Raw genomic sequence first — 627 nt, forward strand, 5'->3', positions numbered from 1 at the left:
ACGAGCCGGCACGCAAGCAATGCGGAACGTTTTTGCTGTACATGCGAACTCGAAACTTGTCATAAACGGTTGGATGCAATGGTAAAAACGTGCATTTTAAAAAAGTGCTTATCTTAGGAAAAAACACATGCCCCAAAGGGGCACCGCGTTTTAACTGGGAAGAAAAAAGGATGTAACCTTATACATTGTTATCAAGGTATTCGATAACACCTTTAGTTTAAGGTCCTGACTTGGCCTTGTTGGAAGCGTAGACGTTCAATCTTCGCGCAGGTCCAATCGAACCAGGACGCGGAGGGGCAATTGCCACTTCAAAAGTTGTGCCAAGCACATCAGTGACATTCATTTTGAAGTCATGAGGCTTTGAATTCGATATGGCAGAGAGCGGAACATCAGAAGATATAAACATAAGATGACCAGAAATAGCTTGCCCGGCCGACACCGATGCACCTAATTTAAGTAAGTCTCGACTTGCTGCGTCAGGCACTTCAATTTCTTGTTTCTCGCTGTTCCAAACTGCATCTTCTGGGATAAGTGTGTTTTTGAATTCATACCAACTATCTTCGATTTTTACTGACAAACTAAACCAATCTGGTGATATCGGTGCAGCCGATCTGTTCACAATACTTA

1 protein-coding gene is annotated in these 627 nt (G+C 43.1%); it reads right to left on the minus strand.

Annotated elements, in window-relative coordinates:
- Positions 1-217: 217 nt before the first annotated feature.
- A partial coding sequence (locus JK635_RS20480; protein WP_235888274.1) for a hypothetical protein occupies positions 218-627 on the minus strand: 410 nt, incomplete at its 5' end.

The sequence above is a fragment of the Neobacillus paridis genome, assembly GCF_016765675.1.
Classification (GTDB): Bacteria; Bacillota; Bacilli; order Bacillales; family Cytobacillaceae; genus Neobacillus; species Neobacillus paridis.